At 68.3% G+C, this 21,343-nt stretch carries 22 protein-coding genes and 1 pseudogene; 12 read left to right on the forward strand and 11 right to left on the reverse strand.

The features are described 5' to 3' along the window. Positions 1–22: 22 nt before the first annotated feature. Positions 23–514 carry an ImmA/IrrE family metallo-endopeptidase gene (locus tag BN3385_RS02890; protein WP_059014858.1) on the forward strand — a complete coding sequence of 164 codons (492 nt, stop codon included), beginning with the start codon at positions 23–25 and terminating at the stop codon, positions 512–514. Further along, positions 511–1,644, forward strand: a complete 1,134-nt coding sequence (locus tag BN3385_RS02895; RefSeq protein ID WP_059014859.1) for a hypothetical protein — start codon at positions 511–513, stop codon at positions 1,642–1,644. Before BN3385_RS02890 ends, BN3385_RS02895 begins: the two co-directional genes overlap by 4 nt. A gap of 45 nt (positions 1,645–1,689) precedes the next feature. Here BN3385_RS02895 and BN3385_RS02900 read toward each other — a convergent pair whose 3' ends face one another. From BN3385_RS02900 to BN3385_RS28500, 4 genes are all read right to left on the reverse strand, one after another. Further along, complete coding sequence (locus tag BN3385_RS02900; protein WP_059014861.1) at positions 1,690–2,088, reverse strand: secretion protein EspR; 399 nt, start codon at positions 2,086–2,088, stop codon at positions 1,690–1,692. A 330-nt stretch (positions 2,089–2,418) separates the two neighbouring features. Then, positions 2,419–3,120: a TMEM165/GDT1 family protein gene (locus BN3385_RS02905; protein WP_059014863.1), complete on the reverse strand. Its 702-nt coding sequence runs from the start codon at positions 3,118–3,120 to the stop codon at positions 2,419–2,421. A 262-nt stretch (positions 3,121–3,382) separates the two neighbouring features. After that, a complete protein-coding gene (locus tag BN3385_RS02910; protein WP_059014865.1) occupies positions 3,383–3,916 on the reverse strand; it encodes a hypothetical protein in 534 nt (177 codons plus the stop codon). Positions 3,917–4,042: 126 nt separating this feature from the next. Beyond that, positions 4,043–4,201 (reverse strand): hypothetical protein, encoded by a 159-nt coding sequence (locus tag BN3385_RS28500; protein WP_197415110.1) that lies wholly within the window; start codon positions 4,199–4,201, stop codon positions 4,043–4,045. A 535-nt stretch (positions 4,202–4,736) separates the two neighbouring features. On the opposite strand from BN3385_RS28500, the gene BN3385_RS02915 reads away from it, so the two are divergent. Together BN3385_RS02915 and BN3385_RS02920 are read left to right on the forward strand one after the other, a co-directional pair. After that, positions 4,737–5,858, forward strand: a complete 1,122-nt coding sequence (locus tag BN3385_RS02915; RefSeq protein WP_082690252.1) for a DUF4328 domain-containing protein — start codon at positions 4,737–4,739, stop codon at positions 5,856–5,858. A gap of 4 nt (positions 5,859–5,862) precedes the next feature. Continuing rightward, the gene (locus tag BN3385_RS02920) at positions 5,863–6,687 is read left to right on the forward strand and encodes a glycerophosphodiester phosphodiesterase (RefSeq protein WP_059014867.1); all 825 of its coding nucleotides are present in this window, start codon (positions 5,863–5,865) and stop codon (positions 6,685–6,687) included. Here BN3385_RS02920 and BN3385_RS02925 read toward each other — a convergent pair. The 3 genes and pseudogenes from BN3385_RS02925 to BN3385_RS02935 form a co-directional block, all read right to left on the reverse strand. Continuing rightward, positions 6,684–7,849: pseudogene (locus tag BN3385_RS02925) on the reverse strand (LCP family protein). The gene BN3385_RS02920 and the pseudogene BN3385_RS02925 sit on opposite strands and share 4 nt — an antisense overlap. A gap of 31 nt (positions 7,850–7,880) precedes the next feature. Then, positions 7,881–8,600, reverse strand: a complete 720-nt coding sequence (locus tag BN3385_RS02930; RefSeq protein ID WP_082690369.1) for a type II CAAX endopeptidase family protein — start codon at positions 8,598–8,600, stop codon at positions 7,881–7,883. Between the two features lie 81 nt (positions 8,601–8,681). Further along, on the reverse strand, positions 8,682–9,452 hold the full coding sequence (locus BN3385_RS02935; protein WP_059014872.1) for a DUF2470 domain-containing protein: 771 nt from the start codon (positions 9,450–9,452) through the stop codon (positions 8,682–8,684). A 93-nt stretch (positions 9,453–9,545) separates the two neighbouring features. Here BN3385_RS02935 and pheA point away from each other — a divergent pair, with 93 nt between their 5' ends. The 6 genes from pheA to BN3385_RS02965 all read left to right on the forward strand — a co-directional run bounded on the left by pheA (position 9,546) and on the right by BN3385_RS02965 (position 15,445). Further along, entirely contained in the window at positions 9,546–10,466 is a 921-nt protein-coding gene (pheA, locus tag BN3385_RS02940; RefSeq protein ID WP_059014874.1) for a prephenate dehydratase, read from the forward strand. After that, on the forward strand, positions 10,463–11,149 hold the full coding sequence (locus BN3385_RS02945; protein ID WP_059014876.1) for a histidine phosphatase family protein: 687 nt from the start codon (positions 10,463–10,465) through the stop codon (positions 11,147–11,149). The genes pheA and BN3385_RS02945 overlap by 4 nt, the downstream gene beginning before the upstream one ends. A 413-nt stretch (positions 11,150–11,562) precedes the next feature. Then, on the forward strand, positions 11,563–11,823 hold the full coding sequence (locus BN3385_RS02950; RefSeq protein WP_059014878.1) for a hypothetical protein: 261 nt from the start codon (positions 11,563–11,565) through the stop codon (positions 11,821–11,823). A gap of 79 nt (positions 11,824–11,902) precedes the next feature. Further along, positions 11,903–13,471 carry a S53 family peptidase gene (locus BN3385_RS02955; RefSeq protein WP_231748621.1) on the forward strand — a complete coding sequence of 523 codons (1,569 nt, stop codon included), beginning with the start codon at positions 11,903–11,905 and terminating at the stop codon, positions 13,469–13,471. Positions 13,472–13,487: 16 nt separating this feature from the next. After that, the gene (locus tag BN3385_RS02960) at positions 13,488–14,702 is read left to right on the forward strand and encodes a hypothetical protein (protein WP_059014881.1); all 1,215 of its coding nucleotides are present in this window, start codon (positions 13,488–13,490) and stop codon (positions 14,700–14,702) included. Then, entirely contained in the window at positions 14,699–15,445 is a 747-nt protein-coding gene (locus BN3385_RS02965) for a hypothetical protein (protein WP_059014883.1), read from the forward strand. The genes BN3385_RS02960 and BN3385_RS02965 overlap by 4 nt, the downstream gene beginning before the upstream one ends. Positions 15,446–15,463: 18 nt before the next feature. On the opposite strand, the gene BN3385_RS02970 is transcribed toward BN3385_RS02965, so the two are convergent. Continuing rightward, positions 15,464–15,814, reverse strand: a complete 351-nt coding sequence (locus BN3385_RS02970; protein WP_059014885.1) for a metallopeptidase family protein — start codon at positions 15,812–15,814, stop codon at positions 15,464–15,466. Further along, on the reverse strand, positions 15,814–17,232 hold the full coding sequence (locus BN3385_RS02975; protein WP_059014887.1) for a septum formation family protein: 1,419 nt from the start codon (positions 17,230–17,232) through the stop codon (positions 15,814–15,816). The genes BN3385_RS02970 and BN3385_RS02975 overlap by 1 nt, the downstream gene beginning before the upstream one ends. A 130-nt stretch (positions 17,233–17,362) precedes the next feature. On the opposite strand from BN3385_RS02975, the gene serS reads away from it, so the two are divergent. Beyond that, positions 17,363–18,616, forward strand: a complete 1,254-nt coding sequence (gene serS, locus BN3385_RS02980; protein WP_059014888.1) for a serine--tRNA ligase — start codon at positions 17,363–17,365, stop codon at positions 18,614–18,616. Continuing rightward, on the forward strand, positions 18,613–19,428 hold the full coding sequence (locus BN3385_RS02985; RefSeq protein ID WP_059014891.1) for a DUF5718 family protein: 816 nt from the start codon (positions 18,613–18,615) through the stop codon (positions 19,426–19,428). The genes serS and BN3385_RS02985 overlap by 4 nt, the downstream gene beginning before the upstream one ends. A gap of 6 nt (positions 19,429–19,434) precedes the next feature. On the opposite strand, the gene BN3385_RS02990 is transcribed toward BN3385_RS02985, so the two are convergent. After that, positions 19,435–19,773, reverse strand: coding sequence for a hypothetical protein (locus BN3385_RS02990; RefSeq protein WP_059014893.1), 339 nt, complete (start codon positions 19,771–19,773; stop codon positions 19,435–19,437). Further along, on the reverse strand, positions 19,770–21,320 hold the full coding sequence (locus tag BN3385_RS02995; protein WP_059014895.1) for an MBL fold metallo-hydrolase: 1,551 nt from the start codon (positions 21,318–21,320) through the stop codon (positions 19,770–19,772). Before BN3385_RS02995 ends, BN3385_RS02990 begins: the two co-directional genes overlap by 4 nt. Positions 21,321–21,343: the final 23 nt, after the last annotated feature.

Consider the following 21,343-nt stretch of genomic DNA (forward strand, 5'->3'; position numbering starts at 1 on the left):
GCCAACCGGGGAAGGGGTTGAGATGCCGGCCAGCCGCCAGGTGACCAAAGCGGTCAACGATGTCCTGGACCTGGCTCCCCGGCGGGGTGAAGTGTCGTTGACAAGGCTGGTCGCGGCCGTGAGCGAACACCAGGGCAGACCGATCGAGATCACGATGGCCGACCTGCCGCCAGGGGTCTGCGGTCAGTGGCGTCAGTACGCCGACCACGACGTCTTCCTGATCCAGCACGGTCTGCCGACCTGGGACCGCACCTTGGCGCACGAACTCGGCCACCTGGTTCTCGGTCATTACGGCATCCCGGTCACCGAGGCCGCCCGTGATGTCGCCGAAGTCGCCAGCGACGACCTCATCGGCTACATGCTCAACCAGCGCACGGGGTGCATGGGTCCCAGTGGCGAGGACGCCGAGCAGGAGGCCGAGGACTTCGCCGCGCTGCTGCTCTACCGGCTGGGCAGGCTCCCATCGGACCGCTCCTCGATCGTCCAAGTCCGCCTCGGAGAGGCGTTTGGTTGATCGTCTGGGTGATCGCCGGTCTTCTGGGGCTGGCCACCGGCCTGCGTATCGGCTGGGCCCTGGTGAACAAGCAGTCGGTGGTCAGCACCGCGATGATCGTGGCGCTCGGCAGCCTGGCACTGGTGGCCGCCCTGAACTGGCCGCCGTTGACGCTGCTGATCGACACCACGCTGCGCTGGCCCAACGTCTCCATCGGCCTGAGCCAGGTGGCGCTGATCAGCTGTGCGGCCGGCAGCTGCGTCATGATCACCACCGTCGCCTCGAACCGTAGCCCTGCGGCCACGCGTCGCGTCGCGGTCTTCCAGTACGTCGTCGCCGGGGTGATCGCGGTCATCACCCTCGTACTGTTCTTCGCCGGCGGGCAGCAGCCGGAAATGGCACCGCAGGAGTACCTGCAGCGCAACCTCGGCTCGTCGAACACCTCGCTGCCGTGGCTGCTGCCGCTGCTCTACGTGCTGCTCGCGCTGACGCTGGTGCTGTGGGCGGGCATGCGGCACTCCAATCGGACCCGGCGCGGCCGCGCGCTGTTCGTCTTCACCCTCGGCATCGCACTGATCGTGGCCGCCAGCGCGTTCTTCCTGATCCGCGCCGCGGGCAGCACTCACCTGGTCGGCGTGGGGACCGCGGCCACGCTGCTGGGTGCGGCCATGGCGATCGTCGCGGCGGGCTCACTGCTGCCCGCCATCGAGGACTGGTTCGGGGGGCGGCGCGAGCTCAAGCTGATCGATCCCCTGCTGCAGGAACTGGAACGCCGACAGCCCGACGTCGGGATCGGGGAGCGGCCCCGCGGGCCGCTGGTGTTCCGGGTTGCCGAACGGCTGTCACTGATCTCCGATGCGCTCTATCTGGAGGCCACCGCAGCCCATCACGTTCACGCCGGCCGTACCGAAAGCACGCTGGATCTGTTGACCGACGACCATCGGCCCGCCGTCAGCCCCACCGAACAGGCGGCCGCGATTGCGGCGTGGATCAACGCCGGACGCAACATGCCGCGGGTGGCCACGCCGGCGGCACAGGGCGATTTCCCCGGGCTGGAGTGGCTACGGCAGCCGGAGGCCTACTCCGATCGGGAATGGATTCTGGAGATCGCCCGCCAATACCAGGCACTGGCGACGAAGAAGCCAGCCTGAACAGCGGTTCGATGTTGCCGTGACGCTCGAGAGCCCGGGCGTGGGCTAATCGTCGAGCTGTTCCCGGCGGCGCAGCTCGTCAACCTTGGACACGATGTCCTGCTGGGCCTCGGGGGACAGTCCGACCGTGCGTGCGGCAATCCGCCGCACACCCTCGTCACGCATGTTGGCGAGCCACGTCAGCTCCTTGTCGAGCTTCTCGTAGTACTCATCGTCGGTGAAGTACGCCGGCTTGATCCGGAAGAAGTTGGCAAGTGCCGTCATGGTGGTCGACGACGGGTTGGTCCGGTTGCCTGAGCGCAGCTGAGACAAGTACGGAGCCGACATCGTGACGCCTTCAGCCTTCAGTGCAGCGATCACTTCGGCGGAGGTATGAGGGCCGCGGCCGGGCGGATACACCGTGTCGAACAGGCGATTTAGTCGCGCGGCGAACGTCGTGCTCATTCTATTGACCTCCACATGCTGGAAGAGCGGTCGTTTCCGTAGGCTTATTTGCTGATCATCGTAGCGACACATGCCCCGACAACCAAGTGCAAACTATCGCATAATTGACGCCTGCGGTCATTTTTGCTATCTGGCAAACAAATCTGAGAGTCGGCTGAGACCTCTCCTGACGGCGGCCGGAGTGCTTCTAGGCAAAGAATGCGGTGGTCGCGGGCGGTGCGGCCCAGCATTCCGGGCTGTGCGCCAGCACAAGATACCGCCGGTACCGCCGGGCAACTATCGCCCGAATCTGAGTCTGCCGAGATTCGCTTTGCTGCACAGCTGTCCCCGTCAGCTGTCGAGGCGCGGTGACGGCGCCGGGCGGGCCGATGATCGCCGACCACGCCAGTACCGCAGCACCCCTGCCAGCGTGGCGGCCAGCGCCACGGCGCCGGTCACGACGATCGCCACGGTCCGCCAGCCCAGGCCGGCGTCGAACAAAATCCACAGCCCGAACAGAAGGAACAGCAGGCTGGCCATGACGTGCAGGAAACGCTCGGGCAGCCGGCGGTGCAGCAGCCGGCCCGCCGCGATGGCTACACCGTCGGCCAGCACCATGCCCGCGGTGGCCCCGATCCAGACCCCGGCCCAGTTGTAGTCGCTGGCCAGCGCCACGGTGGCCAGCATCGTCTTGTCACCGAGCTCGGCCAGGACGAACGATGAGACGACCGCGAACACCACGAAACGGGGCTCGGCGGGCGGTTGTGCGACGTCGGGATCCTCGTCGTCGGACTTCTCCCGCCAGGTCCACACCGCGAAGGCCAGGAAGGCGATCGCGGCGGCGAAGGCGATCGGGCGCTCGGGCAGGGTCAGCCCGAGGAAGTGCCCGATCGTCACCGACAACCCATGCACCAGGAACGCGGCGATTCCCACCCCGGTGAGCACCACCCACCAGCGGTGGCGCAGCGCGTAGGTCATGGTGATCAGCTGGGACTTATCGCCGAGTTCGGCGAGGAACACCACGCCGAGGCTGACCAGGATCGCGGTGAGCATCTCTACCGACCTTTCGACACGTCGCCCCGCGCCCGCGTACGCGGGTGCCGGACATCGGTCGAAGGTCTCACCCACCGAACCAGTGGTCCGGTTCGCCGGCCGGGCTTTCGCCAGTATGTCGACACGACGATTGGGGGCTACTCCCCTTCGCTGACGCGACCAACGCTAATGGCCGTGCCACGGGATCGCCAGCCGGAGAGCGAAGTTCGGCTACCCGTAATTCGTCGTCACTGGCCGCCGAACTCAGCGTGGTCGAATCCCGCTATGCCGCAAGCAACATCGCGAGGATTGCGGTATCGGGGTGACTGATCGGATCGACGCCCACCCGGCTGACCATGCTGGTGATCGTCCCGTCCGATTCGGCCTCGACCCAGGCGGCCCGGTGTTCGAGGCCCAGGTGCGGGAGTCCGGGCAGCAACACGCATCCCGAGGCGGCCCCCGAGCATTCCGGCAGCGACGGCATGGTCTCCGACGGCGGGTGCAGCATCAGCAGCGCGGGCGGCTGACGGTCGGCGAAATGTCCAGGCGGGACGGCGGATTCGCCGACCACCGTGCCTTCGGCGAGCACCAGTCCGACCGTTCCCGGTTGCGGCTTGTCGGGCAGTTCCTCGCGGACACCGAAAATGGTTGTCGTGGAGAGCAATCCGGGAAGCGACGCCACCCGGACCGCGACCATCAACAATTGCGCCCATTCCTTGGTGGAGTTGGGCCATCGGCCCGAAACAACGAAGCCCTTCAGGGCGCCACGAGAATGAAAGGGGGCGACTTCAACCGCGCGCCCGGGTCCGTTCTCCATCTCGCCTCCGCGACACTCAGTTCGTCTTCGTGCGACACGACAGCGGGTCGGTTCGGATCAGGATGAGGCACCGTGCGGTTGGCACGCAAGAGGACACGAGTGCTAACGGCCGACGAACGGCCGGTGTCAGAACAGAACGATCAGCGCGAGGATGCCGAGCAGAACCAGTGCGATGACGCCGGCGCGCATCGCGGCCATTAGGTAGGAGCGGTTGCATGTCGACGAGGGCACGTACCACTGCGAGGACTGCGACGCGGACTTGTGTCCGAATGATTGCGACGCCATCAAACCGTCCTGACCTGTGTGTTCAACTACCGCACCCCGTGAAATGTGTCACAGCATCACGTGTGAGCGCGATCATAACCCCTCTTGTAGCGGGAGGAAAATCTTCCGCCTGAACGCAGCGCCGCTGCCGATTCGGTGGCCGAAAACTTCTGTGATTGAGCTGCCGATCAGTGGGGTACCCCCGAACGTGGCCGAGACCCTCGGGGTGCTCGGCGTGTCGCGCGGCGCGTCGTGGCCGGGGCTCCGGCGGTGAGGGCGCCTACGAATTTCGCTCGACCATGATCAACCTGTTGATCGGTCTGCCCAGATGGCCCCCGGTTATCCACAAGTCGATGGCCGTGACACGCGCGCATAGTGCGCTAAGTGGCCCTTTACCCCTGGGAAGGCTTGTGGATAAGGCTGTGGAAACTGTGGATAGCCAGGACATTGCTGGGGCGACGCCACGGTCTAAGAGGCACTGCGTGCCAGAATCCGCCCCCACGCACCTGCGGAATTCGTAGTCACCCAATCCGGCGGTGCTCGCTAGGCTGGTGCGGTGATTCAGGTGTGTTCCCAGTGCGGGACGCGGTGGAACGTGCGCGATCGACAGCGCGCCTGGTGCCCGCGCTGCAACGGCGCGCTGATGGCACCGGTCAATCCGCCCGACCCGCAGTGGAGCCCACGCGCGACGACACACCCCCCGATGCATCCGCCGACGCACCCGCCGGCGCCTCCGGCCAACGCGCCTCGGCTGCCGTCCGGATTCCGCTGGATCGCCGTGCGGCCCGGCCCTCCGCCGCCCCCGCGCCGTCGTCGTCGGCCCCTGGGCCCGACGCCGCGCTACTTCACCATTCCGCGCTGGGGCCTCGTCGATCACCCGGCTCCGCTGCCCGCCGCGGAGCAGACCACCGTCAAGAGGGGTCCCGACCCGACGACGGTGCGGGCGGCGCTGTTGTCGGCGGCCACCATCTTCGGTCTCGCTGCGGTCATCCACATCGTTCGGTACGTGCTGTTGCTCATCAACCGCACCACGCTGCTGCCGCCGCTGGTCGCCGGTGCGGCGCTGTGGCTCGGTGTGCTGGTCAGCCTGGCCGCGATCGTGGCGGTGATCCTGGCGGCGATCGTGATCACGTCATGGCTGATCGCCCGCCGGGCGGCGGTGTACCAGTTCCGCGGACAGGAGGACCCGCGGCCGGCCTGGACCTTGTGGGCCGGTTGCCTGGTGCCGGTGGTCAACCTCGTCTGGGCGCCGGTGTACGTCATCGAACTGGCCCACGCGGAGGACTCGCAAGCCCGGTTGCGGCCTCCGATCACGGCCTGGTGGATCGCCTGGGTGTTCTCCACCGGCATCTCGATCTTCGGCATCGCGACCAGCTTCACCACCGAGCCACAGGGGATCGCCGACAACACCGTCACGGTGATCATCGCCTACCTGGTCGGGCTGGCCACGATCCTGCTGTTATGGCGGGTGTTCGACGGTTTCGTCCGCAAGCCGGTGGAGCGGCCGCTGCACCGCTGGGTGATCGTCGCCGAGGACGAGCCGTTCGACGGTTTCGTCCGCAAGCCGGTGGAGCGGCCGCTGCACCGCTGGGTGATCGTCGCCGAGGACGAGCCGGCGGCCGCTGAGCCCGAATCTCCTCCAGCGGTTGAGGCGGAGCGACAGGAACCGGCAGCATAGGCCTATGACGACGGCCGACGGAGCGTTCGGCGGGCACCCCTTTGTGGTGGCCCACCGTGGCGCGTCGGCCGACCGCCCCGAGCACACCCTGGCCGCCTACGAGCTGGCCCTGCAGGAGGGCGCCGACGGCGTTGAGTGCGATGTCCGGCTGACCCGCGACGGCCATCTGGTGTGTGTGCACGACCGTCGGATCGACCGCACCTCGACCGGCAGTGGTCTGGTCAGCGAGATGACGCTGGCCGAGCTCAAACGGCTGGATTGGGGTGCCTGGCACAGCAGTTGGCGGGCTGACGGCACGCTCGGGGACACCGGCCTGCTGACCCTGGATGACCTGGTGCGGCTGGTGCTCGACTGGAATCGCCCGGTCAAGCTGTTCATCGAGACCAAGCATCCAGTGCGCTACGGCGCGCTGGTCGAGAGCAAGGTGCTGGCCCTGCTGCATCGCTACGGCATCGCCGCCCCGCCGTCGGCCGATCTGTCCCGGGCCGTGGTGATGTCGTTCTCGGCCGCCGCGGTCTGGCGGATCCGCCGGGCCGCTCCGCTGTTGCCGACCGTGCTGCTCGGCGAGACTTCCCGCTATCTCGGCGGCAGTGCCGCGACCACCGTCGGTGCCACCGCAGTCGGCCCGTCGATCGCCACCCTGCGCGAGCACCCCGAACTCGTCGACCGCGCCGCCGCGCAGGGCCGGGCGATGTACTGCTGGACCGTCGACCACTACGAGGATGTCGGCTACTGCCGCGACCTGGGTGTGGGCTGGATCGCGACCAACCATCCCGGCCGCACCAAGGCCTGGCTGCAGAACGGGTTGACCGTCACCGGCCCCGACTAGGGCTGGGCGTCGAGGACTTGCTGCGGGATCGGTGCGTCGGTGCGCAGTGCCTCGAACAACTGCGCGGCGGCATCGGAATCCCACACCACCACCGACCCGGAGTCGTTGCCGGTGAACTCGCCGATCGGCACGGTGATCGCGGTGGTGGACCCGTGCAGGGCCCACCCCAGCCGGGCCAGATCCCACACGTGGTCACCGTCGTCGACGGTCAGTGAGGCCGCCGCCGCGTGCGGCACCGCGTACCACCGCCAGGGGTTGAGCCAGACCGCCGGACTGCTGGCCTTGTGCAGCAGCGCCGACATGAACTCGCGCTGGTGGATCATCCGGTCCAGATCGGCGCGCGGCGTCGCCCGGCTGCGGACGTAACCCAGCGCGTTGCGGCCGTCGAGGGTCTGGCAACCCGCGGGCAGGTCGATACCCGCGAGCGGATCGTTGATCGGGTCGGCGGGGCACACCTCGACGCCGCCGAGTGCGTCGACCAGGCCGGCGAACCCGCCGAAGCCCACCTCGGCGTAGTGGTCAAGGTGCAGCCCGGTGGCCTGCTCGACGGTCTGGGCCAGCAGGGGCGCGCCGCCCTGGGCGAAGGCCGCGTTGATCTTGTCCTGGCCGTAGCCGGGGATCTCCACGTAGGAGTCGCGCGGGATGGACACCATCGTCGTGGGCGCGCTGGAGCCCCATCCTGGGATGTGCACCACCAGGATCGTGTCGGTGCGGCCGTTGCCCAGATCGCCACCGGTGGTCAACTCGGCCTGCTGCTCGGGGGTCAGATCCGAGCGGCTGTCGGAGCCGACGAGTAGCCAGGTGGTGCCGGCTCCCGGGGCCGGCCGGTCGGTGGCAGCAGCGAACACCGGGATGCGTCGCAGGGTCGAGTCGAACCACACCGCCCCACCGACGAGCGCGATGACCGCGATCAGGACGAGCGCGAACAGGGTGGCGAAAATCCTTCGCCCCCAATGCTTTTTCTTCTTCGGCCGGGCGGGTTTCGGTGGTGCCGGCGGCGCGGGTGGTGCCATCGGTGGTGGCGGCCGGCGGGTCACCGGTGGCGGGGTCCCCGGTAGGCCGGATCGCGCCGGATCACCTGCGGGGGCTCGCGACGCGGTTCGAGCGACGGCGGCGGCGGGGGTGCCGGCCGGGCGATCGGAGTGGTGGGCTGATCCGGCACGCGCCGGTTCGGCCAGTCGTCGCTCACCGGTTCAATTTACGTGTCCGGGCCATTTCAACCAGCCAAGATGGCCGGCCAGCAGCGCGTAACCGACGAACGCGACGGTGTCGATCAGGCCGTGTGCGATCACCAGTGGCCACAGCCGGCCGGTGCGGGTCCAGGCGTAGCCGAACACCAGGCCCATCACGAGGTTGCCGACCCCGGCCCCGAAGCCCTGATAGAGGTGGTAGGTCCCGCGCAGCACGCTGGAGGCCAGGATGGCCCGGTTCTGGCTCAGGCCCAGCTGCTTGAGGCGGGTGATCAGATAGCCGACGACCACGACTTCCTCGGCGAACCCGTTGGCGAAAGCGGCCAGGATCAGGACCGGGATGCGCCACCAGCTGTTGTGCAGCGCCGACGGCTCCACCTCGGCGTTCATGCCCAGCCAGCGGGCCGCCAGATAGAACAGCAGCCCCGGAATCCCGATGAGAGCGGCGAGCCCGATCCCGCCCAGGACGTCGGCGCGCCAGCGGACCCGGCCCAGCCCGAGCCGGGCGGGGCTGATCCCCCCGCGCCACAGCAGGTACAGCGCCAGCGCTCCCCAGGCGACGAGTTGGGCGATCGTGGCGAGGTTGAGTCCCAGGTTGATCAGGTCGTAGCGGGACAGGTTCTCGTTGAGGCGCACCCGGCGACCAGCCAGCCCGGACAGGACGGCGTCGATGAGCTGAAGGATGGCGATGGCCGCGCTCACCCCGAAGCTGACCGCCAGCATGACGCCGACCTCGATGCGCAGGCCCCGCCGCGTGTCGTCCGACGGGTCGTGGGGCGCGCTCACCCCGTCACGGTAGCGGCCTCAGATCCGGCGTGCCCTCAGCCCGTTGACGAACGGGCAGCCCATCAGTACGCGGATCGCGCGGCCCAGCGCACCGACGTCGGCGACCGGGGTGCGGAAGGGCAGCCGGACGTCGTGGTCACCGTCCGGGCTCTCCACCCGCAGCCGCACCCCGTAGCGGTCCAGCCCCAGGGGACGGACGTGGCCGTGCCGCAGCGGGGCGGGCAGCTTGCCGGCCAGCCGGGCCACCACTTCGGGATGGTCACTGTCGAGGTGCTGCAACCAGGCCGCCTCGAACTCGCAGAACGGGTCCGGGTGAGCGGCCAGCAGGTCGGACACCGCGACCGGTTCGGCGCCGGTGGCGTCGGCGACCACCACCGAATCCGCCCCGAGCAGCAGCAGGCTCTGCCCGGCCCCGATGTCCAGTAGCGCCGGGTCGGGATGGTCGGCGGCGATCAGATCGACCATCTCCCGGATCGCGTGGGCCGGCACCGGGTGCACCTGACCGCGCACCCACACCAGGGAGCGGACCGGCTCCCGCAGCGGCAGGGGCGCGTAGTCGGTGAGCTCCAGGACGGCGGCCACCCCCTCGGTCCCCGCGTCCGCCGCCGTGCGGGCCATGGCCGAGTCGCTGGGCACGGTGAGGGCGAAGGACCCGTCAGGCATGAGGTGATGGATCGGCGCGGGGGCCGGTGGCACCGAGTCGGCGGCCAGGATCGCTCCGCCGGCGCGCACGCAGGCACTGCGCACCCGTTCGGCGGTGGTCGGCGTCGAGAGCGTCGCTGAGGTCATCACGCACCTTCCGTTAATGAGGTAAGCCTAAGTTAACTTTGACGCGTGGGCGACGCAAGGGTTACCCGTGCGGTGACCGGATAGGGTTGGGGCGTGGCCCGCATCGCCTACCTCGGACCCGAGGGCACGTTCACCGAAGCGGCGCTGCGCACGATGATCGCCACGGGCGCCGTCCCCGGCGGGCCAGACGTGCAACCGCAGCCCACGGAAAGCACACCGGCGGCCTTGGCCGCGGTCCGCTCCGGTGCCGCCGACTTCGCCTGCGTGCCGATCGAGAACTCGATCGAGGGCAGCGTGCTGCCGACGCTCGACAGCCTGGCCACCGGTGCGCCCCTGCAGATCTACGCCGAGCTGACCCTGGACGTCGCGTTCAGCATCGTCACCCGCGACGGCCTGACCGCCGACACCGTGAAGACGGTGGCCGCGTTCCCGGTGGCCGCCGCCCAGGTGCGGCGCTGGCTGGCCGAGCATCTGCCCGCCGCCGAGGTGGTCCCGGCCAACTCCAATGCGGCCGCCGCGCAGGATGTCGCGGCCGGGCGGGCAGACGCCGGGGTGAGTACCGCGCTGGCCGCCACCCGATACGGGTTGGCGACGCTGGCCGAGGGCGTCGTCGACGAACCCAATGCCCGCACCCGCTTCGTCCTGGTCGGTGCACCCGGCCCGCCACCGGCGCGGACCGGGGCGGACCGGACATCGGTGGTGTTGCGGATCGACAACACCCCGGGTGCCCTGGTTTCCGCGATGAGTGAGTTCGGGATCCGCGATATCGACCTGACTCGCATCGAATCCCGCCCCACCCGCACCGAATTGGGGACCTACATCTTCTTCCTGGATTGTGTCGGCCACATCGACGACAACGCGGTGGCCGAAGCCCTCAAGGCGCTGCACCGCCGCTGCGCCGACGTCCGCTTCCTCGGCTCGTGGCCGACAGGCTCGGCCACCGGCGCGGTCCCGCCCCAACTCGACGAGGCCGACCGCTGGCTGGCCCGGCTGCGGGAGGGTGATCCGTCATGAGCGGACGGCTGATCCTGGTCCGCCACGGCCAGTCCCACGGCAATGTCGAGCGGCGCCTCGATACCCGGCCACCCGGTGCGGATCTCACCGATCTGGGCCGCGAGCAGGCCCGCCTGTTCGCCCGGGAACGGCAGCATGCGCCCGGTCTGCTGATCCATTCGATCGCCCGCCGGGCCGCTCAGACCGCCGCCGAGATCGGCTCCGAATTACGGGTCGAGCCGGCCGAGTTCGAAGGCATCCACGAAGTCCAGGCCGGCGATCTGGAGAACCGCAACGACGAGGACGCGATCGCCGAATTCAACGCGATCTACCAGCGCTGGCATGAGGGCGACCTCGAGGTCGCGATGCCCGGCGGGGAAAGCGCCCGCGACGTCTTGGATCGCTACCTGCCGGTGCTCACCGACCTGCGGCTGCGCTACCTCGACGACCATGACTGGCACGAGGACATCGTGGTGGTCAGCCACGGCGCCGCGATCCGGCTCACCGCGGCGACGCTGGCGGGCGTCGAGGGCAGCTTCGTGCTCGACAACCACCTGGCCAACACCGAGTCGGTGGTGCTCGCGCCGATCACCGACGGCCGCTGGAGCTGCGTGCAGTGGGGGACGAAGAAGCCGCCGTTCTACCCCGAACCGGATGTCCATCCCGTCGAGGACGCGCTGGAGTCCGCCGACCCGATGGGTTGAGACCGGCGGTCAGCCCGCGATCCGCACCGGGGTTTGCTGGGCGCAATCGCAGCCGACCGTTTCGCAGTCAATGACCAGGCCGTGCAGAATTAGCTCCGGGCTCTCGCAGCCGTCTTCCGTGCATTCCGCGCGACAACGCGAATGACTTATCAGCGTGCCGTGGCAATGTGCCAGCCCAGCGGCACAATCTCGGCAGTTCATCCCCACTGTTCGTTCATAGCATCCCGGTGTGACAACACCTCGTTGCCGCGCGGGAGTAGTTACGTGTGGTTTAAGCCGGAGGCGAAAGCAGGATGCAATTGCTGACCAGGTACGTTATCTTTAGTGCTCTCGGCCCTTCGGGGGTGGGCTGGTTAACTGCCGGGCCAGCCAGCTGTCGTAATGTACCCGGCTTAGAAAAGTAAGGACTGACCATGATGTCACGTCGTCTGACGCGCCAGATCGCCCTCTTTGCTGGCGGTGTCGCGATCGTCGGTATGGGCTCGCTGACCGCCTGCTCCAAGGACAAGGAGAAGGCCCCGGAGACCACGTCGCCCACCAGCACGTCCGCTCCTGCGCCGTCGCCCACCGAGAAGGCCGTGTCGCCTGGTGGCGCCAACTCCTTCACGCCCACTGTCAAGGCTCCGCCGGCTCCGACCGCGCTGCCCGGCAACGTCATCACCGGCGGCAACTGAGCCGCACCGGCCGGCATCCGTCCGCAGCTCCCGCTGACCGACAGTGACCAGGAGACACCGTTCTCGAACGCTGTCCGTCGTGGGACTGCTGACGGTGCTGGCCGTTGGCGCGGCACTGGTCGCTGATCTGCGCCATCCCACGACCCCGGTCGTGGCCGGTGCGATCAGCGGCCCGTACGCCTCGCTGTTGGCCAGTTCGACGGATCTCGGTCCGGCTCGAACTGACCACGTCCAGATCACCGCGGCCCTGCGTGCTGGCGACCGACCCGATCTTCTGATCGGGTGGGCGCAGCAGCAGGGCCTTTCGGTGCGCTGGCGCCCGGGTGACACCTGGGCCATCGTCGAAGGCGAGCCCGCCGCGGTCGCGGGAGCCTTCGATGTCGATGTTCACGATTACCGCGGCAAGCGCGGGCAGGTCTTCTACGCCTCCCCGCAGCAACCGGCCGTCCCGGCCGCGCTGCGGGTGGAGGTCGCCGAGTTCGGCCGCATCCTGGGCTACACGCCGCACCACGAGTCCACCCCGGTACTGCCGCTCGAGGTGCCCGATCAGGGCCTGACGCCGGGCGGAATCCTCCGTACCTACAACGCAACTCCGTTGCGCGACAAGGGTTTCAGCGGCAAGGGTCAGACCGTGGTGGTGTTCGCCTTCGACGGTTTCGACCAGGCTGACCTGGACATGTTCGCCACCACGTTCAACCTGCCGAAGTTCACCCCGGAGGTGGTCGGTGGGCAGCCCGAATCGCGGCGCGGTGAGGCGACCATGGACCTCGAGGCCATCCACGCGATCGCCCCGGACGCCAAGAAGGTTCTGGTCAACGCGCGCAACACCGTCGAGGGCGACGGCTCCTACGAGAAGATCGCCACGATGATGGAGGACACCGAGCGCCGGTATCCCGGTGCGGTGTGGAGCTTCTCGATCGGCTGGGGTTGCGACAAGCTGATCACCGCGGCCGACCTGGTGCCGGTGCGCGCCGCGCTGGCCAAGGCGCACAAGTCGGGTACGACGGCCTTCAACGCCAGCGGCGACCTGGCCGGGCTGGAATGTAAGGGCGGCCAGGAATGGTCCTCACCGCCCAGTGACAGCGACGTCGGGTTGGACGCCGTGGCCTCGATGCCGGAGATGACCGACGTGGGCGGCACCACCCTGTCGACCGACGACCAGGGCGGCTGGCTGGCCGAGCAGGCCTGGTTCGATGCGCCCCTGTCACAGGGCACCGGCGGCGGGGTGTCGACGTTATTCGAACGGCCCGACTGGCAGGAGAGCCTCGATGTCGGCACCGGCGAGGGCCGGCGCCTGACACCGGATATCGCCGCGGTGGCCGATCCGTTCACCGGCGTCAAGATCGTCTTCAACCAACAGGTGATCGTCGGCGGCGGCACGTCGCTGTCGGCGCCGATCTGGGCCGGGCTGACCGCGCTGATGAACCAATTCCTGATCAGCCGCAACGGCCGGCTCATCGGCGACCTGAACCCGCTGCTCTACCACATCGCCGAAGGCGCGCCGTTCCCCGCGTTCCGGGACATCACCCTCGGCGGCAACGCGGTGGCGATCGCCGGTCCGGGGTATGACCTGGTGACCGGTCTGGGTACACCTGATATCGACAACCTGGCGCAGAACATTCTGGTGGCGCAGAAGGTGATCGATTGACCAAGGGGAGTTGCGCATGAGTAGCGACACCGACACCGGCCCGGACGAGGTGCCCCGGGTCGAATGCGCTGTGTGTGAGGTCGACGTGCCTGCCGGTGCCTTCTGCGGCCTGTGCGGTGGGCACCTGACCCCGAAGCCCCGGCGCGGCCCGAAGTGGTTGCGGCAGGACACCTTCGGGGCGGCTCCCAACGAGAGTGTGTTGCGACCGTCGATCGCCAGCTCGTTGTTCCCGCACCTGCCGAATCGGTCCCGCACTCCGTTCCGGATCGGACTGGTCCTGGTGCTGGTCGGTCTGGTGGGTTTCTCCGTGCTCAAACTGCCTGCCGCCCTGATCACTGTCTCGGCCCTGGGCCTTCCGCTGCTGTTCCTGCTCTACATCAGTGAGTCGCAGGTGTACCGCGAGCTGTCGGTGGCCTCGCTGGCCATCGCCGGTGTGCTCGGTGCCGCCCTGGGGGTCGGCTGGGTGCTGCTGACCGGTGAGATGGTGGCCCGCGCCTATGGCGTGCCGATGGCGGCCGGTCTGGCCATCCACCACCTGGTGCGCGAAGGTGTGCTGATCCCGGCCGGCGGTATGGTTCTGATGCTGGTGCCGACCCTGCTGGTGCGGCTCATCGACCGCCGGTCACGAGAATCGTTGGACGGCTTCGTGATCGGTGCGCTGGCGGCGCTGATGTTCACCGCCGGTGCCACCCTGACCCGGCTGGCCCCGCAGTTCGCCACCGGCCTGTTGGCCCACGCGCGCCCGATCAAGAGCCTTTTGGTCGAGGCCGGCATCTGCGGGGTGACGATCCCGCTGACCGCCGCGGTCGCCGGCGGCATGGTGGGTATCGCGCTATGGTTCCGCGGTCAGACCGAGAACCCGCACGAGCACCCCGCGCGCACCCGCGCGGCGCTGTGGCTGCTGGCGATCCTGGTGGTGCTCATCCACACCGGTGTGGCCATCACCGACATCATCGGAATGCCGCAGTTGCAGATGCTGGTGATCCACATCGTCATGACCATCGCCGTTCTGGTCCTGCTGCGAATCGCGTTGCAGATGGCGCTGTTACGCGAAGCCAAGGATCCGATCCAGGAGGACGAACCGCTGCTGTGCGTGTACTGCGAGCACGTCGTTCCTGATATGGCGTTCTGCCCCGCCTGCGGGGTGGCCACCCGGGCGTCGTCGCGGTCGTCGCGGCACGACCGTCGGGAGGCGCGGCCGGTGCGGCAGGTCGCGGCGGAGGGCGCGTGACAGACAAGGGCGCGACGGCCACCAAAGAGGACAGCTTCCAGGGCTATGCGGTGCCCGCCGGCACCTATGTGGCCCCGGAGATCAAGCGCACCAAGGTCAGTCGCACCGTCGGCGTGTGGACGGCCGGGATCGTGGTGGTGGCCGCGGCGTTGGTCGGGGTGTCGCTGATGGTCACCAAGAAGGCCCCGCGGTTCATGTGCCCACCGGATTGCGGCCGGCCACCCACCGGCACCCCGGTGGCCGCACTGCCCCGCTACACCGCCCCGGACGGCTCGTTCTCGGTGTCGTACCCCGCACCGGAAGCGGCCTACGAGGTGTCGCAGGACCAGCGCGGCATCACCGCCAAGTTCACCGCCGGCGATACCGGTGTGCTGCAACTGTTCTCCGAGCCGGCCCGCGGCCGCGAACCCCGTCAGATCGCCCTGGACCTGTTGAAGCAGAAGTTCCCGGACGCCAAGATCGCCTACGAGATTCCCAACGCGATGGTCGGCTATCAGCCCGGCTACGGCGAGGTCGCCGACAGCTGGCCGCAGGGAACGTCCAACAGCTACATCAGGATTCGCACCGTGCTTCTGGTGGCGGTGAAGAACGATCTGGCGCTGGTGGCCGGTGCGGTCGGCCCGTACCACGCCTTCGGGCCGGACTTCGGGCCCGGTCTGCCGTCAGGGGTCAACCTCCAGATCGCCCAGGACATGGGCAAGTACGTAAACAGCTTCACCTGGAAAGGTGACCCACCCCGCTGATCCGACGGGGAAAATCGTTCAGGCCCAGCCCAGTTCGTGCAGCCGGTCGTCATCGATGCCGAAGTGGTGGGCGATCTCGTGGATCACCGTGATCGCCACCTCCTCCACCACGTCCTCGTCGGTGTCACAGATCTCCAGCAGGCTGTCGCGGTAGATCGTGATGGTGTCGGGCAGTGCGCCGGCGTAGGTCGAGTCACGCTCGGTCAGCGCGATGCCCTCGTAGAGCCCGAGTAGTTCGGGTTCCTCGGGATGGCGGGCCTCGACGAGCACCACCACGTTGTCGATGGCGGCGGCGAGCTCGGGCGGGATCAGATCCAGCGCGTCGGAAACCAGTTCCTCGAACCGCTGCGGGCTCATCTGGACCGGCACTAAGCCGCCGGTGGTACGACGACGGGCTCAGCCTGGCCCGGTGGGGCTCCCGCAGGCGGTGGCGCGGGTGCGTCGCCCTCCATGGGCGGTGCCTCGTTCGGCGGTGCCACCGGCGGTGCCGGTTCGCCGTTGATGACGTTGCCGGCCGGCGGGGGAGCAGCAGGTGAGCTGGGGGCGGCGGTCGACGTCGGCGCCGGCGCCTGGGTGGTCGGCGCGGTCGACTGCTGCGGCAGGTGCTGGGTCGGCTGCTGCTGCTGCTGTTGCTGACTGCTGCTGCTGCTGGACTGCGAGTTGTCGGTGTACGACGGCGAGTAGGTGGTCGACGGCGTCTCGGGCACCAGCGGGATCGGCGGCATGTTGAGCCGCTCCTCCGGGATGTCCGGCGGCGGCACCGGCGGCATTCCGTTGATCAGCAGTGGACCCTTGGCCGGGTTGATCAGGGTGGCCCAGCCGCCGTTACCGAGCGTGGCACCGATGCTGCACGACACCTGATGGCTGCCCGCACTCCAGCTCGGCAGCGAGATGGTGCTGTAGATCAGGGTCAGCGTCGTGGTGCGCAGCTGCAGCGGGGCCAGGTAGGCGTCCGTCATGCGGGTGCAGGCGTCCTTGATGAACGCGTCCTGGTCGGTGTCGGACGGCAGGCCGCCGGGGAACTTCTCGGCCAGGTTCACCGAGCCGGTCACTTCCATCGCGTGCGGGGCGCCGCAGTCCACCGGGATGTCGGTGGGCTGGTTGGTCGACGGGTCGATGCCCAGGCAGGTGCCCGCGGGCCAGACCTTGGACTGGTCGAGGTCGGCGACCTTGCCCTTGAACGCGATCTGCTGGTTGTCGGCGCCGGGCAGCTGCAGACCGCACAGCATGCGGCGCTCCCCGCTCTGCTTCCAGGCCTTGTCACCGGACCACAGCATGCTGATGGTGAACCGGCTGTTGGGGTCGTACTTGGCGCCCATGTAGCGCTCGACTGCCGGCTGGCACTGTTCCAGGCTGATCTGCTGGATGCGGGCCGGGGACGGTGGTGCGGCATCGGGGCCGTACTCGGAGCCGGGGAAGGTCCGCATGTCGACGGACTCGGCCACCTCGAAGCGGTGGTCGTCCTTGCAGTCGACGATGGTCGCGGCGTCGGGATTCTTGTCCGGCCAGGTCAGGCAGCTGCCGGCCTTGGCGTTGGCGAAAGCGGCGGTGCCCTTGGAGCCGACGAACGGATCGCCGCCGGCGTAGCCGGTCAGGCGGTTGCTCATGCTGACCGGCAACGCGGTGATCACACCGGCGATCAGCAGGCCTCCGAGCGCCGTCAGCAGCAGCGCACGCCGGGTCGACGTCGCCTGCAGGGTGCCGAGGAATGTGCGCCGGGACGGGGCCGGTTCGGCCTCCGCGGGGGGCGTGTCCTCGCGCTCGGATAACTCCAACATCGCGTCCATTGTGTCAGGCGCGCCGAGCGCTGTGACAAGTGATGCAGAAGTAATGTTATGGGGTTGTGCTGTGCGGCCCACACCCTGACAGCCGGAGGGGCTGACGCGGGGTCGGACCGACGAAAGTAGGGTTCAGGTCGTGATCGACCTGAAACTGCTGCGCGAAGACCCCGATGCCGTGCGTCGGTCCCAGCTCAGCCGTGGCGAGGATCCGGGTCTCGTCGACGCTCTGCTGACCGCCGACTCGGCCCGCCGCGCGGCGATCTCCACCGCCGACACCCTGCGGGCCGACCAGAAGGCCGCCAGCAAGAAGGTCGGCGGCGCCGCCCCGGAGGACCGGCCCGCCCTGCTCGAGCAGGCCAAAGAGCTTGCCGCCCAAGTCAAGACCGCCGAAGCCGAGCAAGCCCAGGCGGAGGCGGCGTTCACCGCCGCGCACATGGCGATCGGCAACGTCATCATCGAGGGCGTCCCAGCCGGCGGCGAAGACGACTTCGCGGTGCTTGACGTCGTCGGGGAACCTCCGGTGATCGAGAACCCGAAGGACCACCTGGAACTGGGTGAGCGCCTCGGCCTGATCGACATGGAACGCGGCGCCAAGGTGTCCGGCTCGCGGTTCTACTTCCTGACCGGCCGCGGCGCCCTGCTCCAGCTGGGCCTGCTGCAACTGGCCGTCCGGGTGGCCGTCGACAACGGTTTCACCCTGATGATCCCGCCCGTGCTGGTTCGCCCCGAGGTAATGGCGGGCACCGGCTTCCTGGGCGCCCACGCCGACGAGATCTACCACCTCGAGGCCGACGACATGTACCTGGTCGGTACCTCGGAGGTGCCGCTGGCGGGCTATCACGCCGACGAGATCCTCGACCTGTCCGGTGGTCCGCTGCGGTATGCCGGGTGGTCGTCGTGCTTCCGCCGCGAGGCAGGCAGCTACGGCAAGGACACCCGCGGCATCATCCGGGTGCACCAGTTCGACAAGGTCGAGGGCTTCGTCTACTGCCGTCCCGAGGAGGCCGAGGCCGAACATCAGCGGCTGCTCGGCTGGCAGCGCGAGATGCTCGCGCTCATCGACGTGCCCTACCGGGTGATCGACGTCGCCGCCGGGGATCTGGGTTCGTCGGCGGCCCGCAAGTTCGACTGCGAGGCGTGGGTGCCCACCCAGCAGACCTATCGCGAGCTGACCTCGACGTCGAACTGCACCACATTCCAGGCCCGCCGCCTGGCCACCCGCTACCGCGATGAGAACGGCAAGCCGCAGATCGCGGCGACGCTCAACGGCACTCTGGGCACCACCCGGTGGCTGGTCGCGATCCTGGAAAACCATCAGCAGCCAGACGGCAGCGTGCGCGTGCCCGCCGCCCTGGTGCCTTATGTGGGGACGGAGGTCCTGCAACCGTGATCGAACTCGACCTCGACGAGCTGCGCGGCTGGTTCGGCTTCGGTGTCGCAGGCAACTTCGCCGGTCACCTCGAACAGGCCGGTGAGGCAGTCGATTTCGTCAACGTGGCCAGTGTCGGCGCGGCGCCCAAGGGCATCTTCCCCTGGTACGCCCCGGGCCACGACAGCTTCCTCGGCGAGTTCCCGCTGTCGCACGACGCGCTGATCGTGCCGGAGACCACCGAGGCCGACGGCCCGCTGAACCTGCAGATCGAGCCCGAGGTCGGGCTGGCCTGCGAGGTGGTGTGGGAGGCCGACACCGTAGTCACGTTGCGGCCCTTCGCCCTTGGTGCGTTCAACGACTGCTCGATCCGGCGGCCCAACGCGCCGAAGATCAGCTACAAGAAGAACTGGGGACCGGCGTCCAAGGGCGTCGCGCACGAGTTCTTCGATATCAGCGACCTGACCCCCGACGGCCCGACGGCCACGCTGCGTCTGCTCTGCCATCTGCGTACCGCCGATGGGGTACATCACGAGTACGGCGTCGACAGCCCGCTGCTGGGCTACTCCTACTACGGCGAGGTCCTGTTGGACTGGATCGTCGAGCGGCTGGCCAACCAGAAGGGTTCGCCCGACACCCCGTTGGAGGATGTGGGCGCGCTGATGGTGGCGGCCGGGCGGCCCAAGAACGTGCTCATCGGCATCGGTGCCACCAAGTACACCAAGCTCGGTGAGACGACCTACCTGAAGACCGGCGACGAGGCGATCGTGCGGGTGTACGACACCGCCAGCGACGCCGCATCCGAACTGCGCCAGCTGGTCTGGGAGCCGTAGGGAGCCCTAGCCTTCGAGCAGCTCGTCGAGCACCGCGAGGAACTCCCGCGGCTTGACCGGGGTGAAGGCCGGACTCGGACGGGTCCCGGGGATATCCAACGTCACCAGTGTGGACTTGATGGGCCGGTAGATGTCCAGCGGCAGCCAGCGCCGCAGATCCGAGCTGCCCCACAACCGGAACCGCTGGGTGAGGACGCCCAGTGGTTCGGCCTTGTAGCCCCGGATCGACTGCAGCGGAATGATTTTCGAGGTCCCGGACGGGAAGTGGTAGCGCCGCAACGTCAGGGCGTGCCGGTCCAGCTGCACCAGACCGTCGTCGTAGTACTGCCGCGGCGGACCGCTCACGTTCGTGAACACCGAATCTCGTGGCCCTTGGTGGTCAGGCACTTCCCGTTCTCCAGATTCCATTGCCAGCCGTGCAGATTGCAGGTCAGCGTCGAGCCCTCCACCACGCCGAACTTGGACAGATCCGCCTTGAGGTGCGGGCACCGGCGCTGGATGCTCCAGCCGTCCAGCGTGATATCGCTGGTGTCATCGTGGGTTTCGGCGAACCAGCCGTCGGCGTAAGCGATCCGCTCGTCGGTCAGGCACTTGAAGAAGGTGTACAGGTATTCGTTGTACCCGCCGACCCGCCAGGCCCGGAACCGGGTCGACAGGAAGATCGTATTGACCCAGTCCGGCTCGTGGTCGCGCAGCACGGTGCGGACCAACTCCGGGGCGATCCCAAACCCGTAGCGGAACTTCTCATCCGGGATAGGTTCGCGCACCGCACGTTTCGGGAAGTCCAGTACCACTGTCTCCGGCCCGATACGCAGCTCCACCGGGTAGCCGATGCCGTCGCAGATCTGGTCGCTCTGCAGCATGATCGGCTCGAACAGCGCGCGCAGCGGCTCCAGGAACGGCTCGCCGGTGGCCGGTGCCCAACTGGCCTTCTCGGCGGCCAGCACCGGGGCCATCCGCTCGGCATACGCCTCGATGTACTCGGCCTTGCCGGTGGTGAAGATCGCCTCCACCTCGTCGGTGGGCATCGGGTGCGTCAGCGAATTCAACTGCGAGCCGGTGAAATCGGCGACCGATCCGGGGATCATCAACAGACCGCCGGTGTGGCCGTGCTGGCGCATCTGATCCAGGAACACCATCTCGTCGGGGAAGATGTTGGCCGGGTCGCCGTGATCGTCGTTGAGATCGCGCAACTCGGGATCCAGGAAGCAGGGCGGGCCGGCCGACGGAATCACCCACGTCGCGCCGGTGTCGGCGATGTACTGGCGGCAGCGGTCCATCCCGCGCTGACGCTTCTGGGTGCCGAACGATTCTTTGGCCCGCTCGGGCATGTCGTAGACCATCGGGTACCAGATCGCCCCGGAGTACTGCAGCATGTGCACGTCGATGTGGCCGAACTCCTCGGCCAGGACGTCGACGGCCAGCGGACGTGAGTCGTTCATGTTGAACACCGTGGTGGTGCCGTCGGACACCACCAGTCCGGAGTCACCGATCGGCCCGTCGGCCGGGGCCCGCAGCGCGATGATCATCACGTCCAGGTCGCCCTTGGGCCCGCTGATGCGGTGCTTGACGCCGTCGGTGGTCTCGTAGAACCGGTGGAAGCCGAGCTTCTCGAACTCGCGCTTGAGATCGGGCACCGGGAAATCGGGCAGCAGGACGACGGCGTCCTTATTGACGTGCGCAGCCAGCAGCTTGGGGTCGAAATGGTCCTTGTGCAGGTGCGAGACGTACAGGTAGTCGCAGTCCCCGATCGCCGCCCAGTCCAGGCCGCTGTTGTCCGGGAAGACGAACCACGAGCCGAAGTACGCCGGGTTCAGCCAGGGGTCGCACAGGATGCTTCCTGCCTCGGTGTCGATCCGAAAGCCGGCGTGACCGACGCATGTGACCTGCACGTATACCCTCTCCAATGGTCGTG

Origin of the sequence: Mycobacterium sp. M26, assembly GCF_001494595.1 — a bacterium.
Lineage (GTDB): Bacteria > Actinomycetota > Actinomycetes > Mycobacteriales > Mycobacteriaceae > Mycobacterium.

Coding starts and splice junctions, on each gene's coding strand:
- BN3385_RS02920 (WP_059014867.1), top strand. CDS start 5,863: ATGACGACGGCCGACGGAGCGTTCGGCGGGCACCCCTTTGTGGTGGCC.
- BN3385_RS02975 (WP_059014887.1), bottom strand. CDS start 17,232: ATGGACGCGATGTTGGAGTTATCCGAGCGCGAGGACACGCCCCCCGCG.
- BN3385_RS02900 (WP_059014861.1), bottom strand. CDS start 2,088: ATGAGCACGACGTTCGCCGCGCGACTAAATCGCCTGTTCGACACGGTG.
- BN3385_RS02890 (WP_059014858.1), top strand. CDS start 23: ATGCCGGCCAGCCGCCAGGTGACCAAAGCGGTCAACGATGTCCTGGAC.
- BN3385_RS02910 (WP_059014865.1), bottom strand. CDS start 3,916: ATGGAGAACGGACCCGGGCGCGCGGTTGAAGTCGCCCCCTTTCATTCT.
- BN3385_RS28500 (WP_197415110.1), bottom strand. CDS start 4,201: ATGGCGTCGCAATCATTCGGACACAAGTCCGCGTCGCAGTCCTCGCAG.
- BN3385_RS02930 (WP_082690369.1), bottom strand. CDS start 8,600: ATGCTGGCGGTCAGCTTCGGGGTGAGCGCGGCCATCGCCATCCTTCAG.
- BN3385_RS02945 (WP_059014876.1), top strand. CDS start 10,463: ATGAGCGGACGGCTGATCCTGGTCCGCCACGGCCAGTCCCACGGCAAT.
- BN3385_RS02950 (WP_059014878.1), top strand. CDS start 11,563: ATGATGTCACGTCGTCTGACGCGCCAGATCGCCCTCTTTGCTGGCGGT.
- BN3385_RS02935 (WP_059014872.1), bottom strand. CDS start 9,452: ATGACCTCAGCGACGCTCTCGACGCCGACCACCGCCGAACGGGTGCGC.
- BN3385_RS02960 (WP_059014881.1), top strand. CDS start 13,488: ATGAGTAGCGACACCGACACCGGCCCGGACGAGGTGCCCCGGGTCGAA.
- BN3385_RS02905 (WP_059014863.1), bottom strand. CDS start 3,120: ATGCTCACCGCGATCCTGGTCAGCCTCGGCGTGGTGTTCCTCGCCGAA.